Origin of the sequence: Streptomyces hygroscopicus subsp. hygroscopicus (genome assembly GCF_001553455.1) — a bacterium.
GTDB lineage: Bacteria > Actinomycetota > Actinomycetes > Streptomycetales > Streptomycetaceae > Streptomyces > Streptomyces hygroscopicus.
In genome coordinates this window covers 1-3,790 of record NZ_BBOX01000609.1, presented here as the reverse complement: position 1 = coordinate 3,790, position 3,790 = coordinate 1, and the positions used below count along the sequence as shown (strand labels likewise).

Sequence of the window (3,790 nt, the reverse complement as noted above, 5' to 3'; positions counted from 1 at the left end):
GCCTTGCGGGCCCGGTTGAGGTTGCCGAGCGGCCGGAACTCCTCGGTGGTGTGCCAGGTGTTGAACGCCAGCCGCTCGACCCGGCGGGCCGCGGACCGGGCCCGGGCGCTGTCCAGGTCCTGGCGCGGCACGGTGAGCACCGCCACCGGGACGACCGGCGCGTCGCACTCCCGCCACTCCACCGAACCGTCCTCGACCGGGGTGCGGCGGTCGTCCAGATAGCGCTGCACACACAGCTCGAAGGCGATGTCGCCGATGGACAGCCGCATCGCCAGCTCACGGTGCAGGTAGTCGGGGTCGCCCCGGTCCGGCGGGGGAGCGGGGGTGCCGCCGGGGGCCGGGCGCAGCTGGTACCGCACCGGACCGGCCGGGCCCCACAGGATCGCACCCCGGCTCCAGAAGGTCTCGCGGGCCAGCGAGCCCACCGTGTGGCGGGTGGCGATCCGCACGTTGCGGCGCATCCGGTCGGCGGTGGCCCAGCCCACCGCCAGCGGCAGCCGGACGAAGAGCCCGAACGCCTTCTCCACGGTGCCCCCCGCGCCCGCCGTGGCCTTGGCGAAGGCGACGAACTCGCGTGCGTCGGCCGCGTGGGACACCGGGAAGCTGGTGGTCAGCAGGTCGTGGATCTCCTCGGGAGCGGCCTGGACCCGCACCGCCATCCGGCGCAGATAGGGCGAGGCGTCGTGCCGCTCGGCGCCGCTCGCGGTGGACAGCCGCACCACGGCCGGGTAGTCGGCGCCCGGCCGGGCGTATCCCACGCACAGTTCCGGCGGAAGGTCGTCACGGAACCGCAGCCGGGCGTTCTCCACGCCCAGGGCCGCCTTGGCGGGTGCGGCGCGCGGCAGCCACAGGGCGTTCGAGCCGTCCGGGCCGCCAGGGACCGGCCCGTGTACCCGCAACAGCTCGCGCGCCAGCTTCTCGAAGCGGCGGCGCTCGGCCTCGGGGCTGCCGCCCATGTACGCCTCATAGCCCTCGTACGCCCCGCCCGTCGCATGGTGCACGCTCGCTCCGCTCGTCGCCTGGTGCACGGTCGTCCCGCCGCGCGCCCCGCCCGTCACCTCGTGCCCGGTCACCCCGCCGCATGTCGCCTCGTTGCGTACGGACTGCTGTCGGGTGTCGGTCATGGAAAACGCTCCGTACAGGGGCAGACGGGACGAGAAGGGACAAGTGAGACGGTAAGGGAGGGCACGCGGTGCCGCAGCCCGGAGCGGCGCGCCGGTGGTAACCCGCCCCTCGGGCCACCCCGGGTGTTCCGCGCCCGGCCTGCGGCACACTGGTGGCATGCCGGAGCTGCCCGAGGTGGAGGCCCTCGCCGCGATCCTGGCCGAGCGTGCCGTCGGCCGGGAGATCGCCCGTGTCCTCCCCGTCGCGGTGAGCGTCCTGAAGACCTACGACCCGCCACCGAGCGCACTCGAAGGCCGCACGGTCACGGCGGCGGCCCGCCACGGCAAGTTCCTCGACCTGGCCACCGACGGCCCCCACCTGGTCGTGCACCTCGCCAGGGCGGGCTGGCTGCGCTGGCGGGACGGGCTCCCCGAGGCCCCGCCCCGGCCCGGCAAGGGCCCGCTCGCGCTGCGGCTGCTCCTGGCCGGCCCGGAGCGCTCCGGGTTCGACCTCACCGAGGCCGGGACGCGCAAGGGGCTCGCGGTGTACGTCGTCCGCGACCCCCAGGAGGTCCCCGGCATCGCCCGGCTGGGCCCGGACCCGCTCGACGACTCCTTCACCCTGGAGGCGTTCGCCGGGCTGCTGCGAGGCGTACGCCACCGGATCAAGGGCGTGCTCCGCGATCAGAGCGTGATCGCCGGGATCGGCAACGCCTACTCCGACGAGATCCTGCACGCCGCCCGGATGTCGCCCTACCGGCTGGCCTCGGACCTCAGTGAGGAGGAGATCGCCGGAATCCACGAGGCGATGGGCAGCACGCTGCGCTCCGCCGTCGAGCGGTCCCGCGGCCTGGCCGACAGCGACCTCAAGGGGGAGAAGCGCGGCGGGATGCGGGTGCACGGGCGCACCGGAGAGCCGTGTCCGGTGTGCGGGGACACCGTCCGCGAGGTGTCCTTCCGCGACTCCTCGCTGCAGTACTGCCCCACCTGCCAGACCGGCGGCAAGCCGCTCGCCGACCGGCGGCTGTCCCGGCTGCTCAAGTAGCCACGTTCGCTCGAACCACCGCCCGAACCGCGGGATCCGGTGGCGGCGGGCCCGGTGGTGGCGGATCCGGTGGTGGTGGGTCCGGTGGTGGGTCCGGTGGCGGTGGGCCCGGCTGGCGGTGGGCCCGGTGCGGCGGATCCGGTGGGGCGGACCCGGCGGTGATGAGGCCCGCGGTGAGGGGGCCGACGGTGGGGGCACCCGCGACGAGGGTCCCGCGGGCCCTGTGGTGACGCGAGCCGCAACAGCGCCAACGAGAGCTCACGGGAGCTTACGGGAGCCACATCCACCCCAATCCCCCTTTACCGGCTGCCAGTTGAACTCCCACTCTTGACCTCGGGAGCTCCGGTCCGCCATATGGTGCTGTCGCAATCCCACGACACCACACCCCACGCCACGTCACGGAGCACCATGACCACAGCCCTGATCATCGGTGGCGGCATCGCCGGAACGGTGACCGCGATGGCCCTGCGGAAAGCCGGCATCGACGCGGTCGTCTACGAGGCATACCCCACGGACGCCACCGACGCGGGTGCCTTCCTCGTCGTCGCCGCCAACGGCCTGGAGGCACTGCGCACCATCGACGCCCACGGACCCGTGCTGGAGAACTCCTTCCCGGCCGGCCGCGTCGACTTCATCAGCAACACCGGCAAGCGGCTCGGCGACCGGCCCACGTCCGGATCGGCGGACGGTGGCCTCGGCTCCGTGACACTCAAACGCGCCACGCTCGCCCGGGTGCTGCGCGAGGAGGCGCTGCGCCGGGGAGTGCGCATCGAGCACGGCAAGCGGCTGCTCGCCGTCCATACCAGCCCCGACGGCCGGATCGTCGGGTCCTTCGCGGACGGCGGTCGCGCCGTGGGCGACGTGCTGATCGGCGCCGACGGCATCCACTCGCTCATCCGCCGGCTCATCGACGCGGGCGCGCCCCGGCCCCGCTACACCGGGCAGCACACCGTCTGCGGCTACACCCGCGACGCCGACTCGCCCCCGGCCCCCGACGCCTACACCATGATCTTCGGCAAACAGGCGTTCTTCGGCTGCACCACCGCCCCGGACGGCGAGGTCTGGTGGTTCTGCAACGCCCCGGCCGAGGAGATGTCCAGGGCCGAGCTGGCCGCCGTCACCGCCGAGCAGTGGCGGGAGCGGCTGCTGACGCTCTTCGCCGAGGACAACACCCCCGCCGCGGACCTGGTCCGCGCCACCGGTGACTCCATCGTGGCCACCGCCGCCTACGACATCGTCTCCACCCCCACCTGGTCCGAGGAGGGCATGGTCATCGTCGGCGACGCCGCGCACGCCTGCGCCCCCAACGCCGCACAGGGCGCGTCGATGGCCATCGAGGACGGTGTGGTGCTCGCCAAGTGCCTGCGCGACCTGCGCTCGCCCCGCCCGGCCTTCGCCGCGTACGAGGCGCTGCGCCGGGAGCGGGTTGAGAAGGTCGCCGCGGCCAGTACCGTCATGGCCCGCCGTACGGCGCCGGGGCCCGTGGCGCGGGCGCTGCGCGACGTCACCATGCCGCGCAAGCTCGACCGGGCCGGCGGCGGCGCCCCGGACTGGCTCACCGGCTACCGCATCGACTGGGACGAGCCGGTCGCGGGGACGACGGCCCACCGGCGCCGCTGACCCTCCCGCCCCCGGCCCCGGC

3 protein-coding genes are annotated in these 3,790 nt (G+C 74.4%); 2 read left to right on the top strand and 1 reads right to left on the bottom strand.

From position 1 onward, the window contains the following. Nucleotides 1–1,124 (bottom strand): catalase family protein (locus AXW62_RS39260; protein ID WP_502688793.1); only part of this gene is annotated, 1,124 nt, incomplete at its 3' end. Nucleotides 1,125–1,281: 157 nt separating this feature from the next. Between AXW62_RS39260 and AXW62_RS39255 the strand changes: the two genes are divergently transcribed. Further along, a complete protein-coding gene (locus AXW62_RS39255; protein WP_060948519.1) occupies nt 1,282–2,148 on the top strand; it encodes an Fpg/Nei family DNA glycosylase in 867 nt (288 codons plus the stop codon). Nucleotides 2,149–2,556: 408 nt separating this feature from the next. Continuing rightward, nucleotides 2,557–3,768 (top strand): FAD-dependent monooxygenase, encoded by a 1,212-nt coding sequence (locus AXW62_RS39250; RefSeq protein WP_060948518.1) that lies wholly within the window; start codon nt 2,557–2,559, stop codon nt 3,766–3,768. Nucleotides 3,769–3,790: the final 22 nt, after the last annotated feature.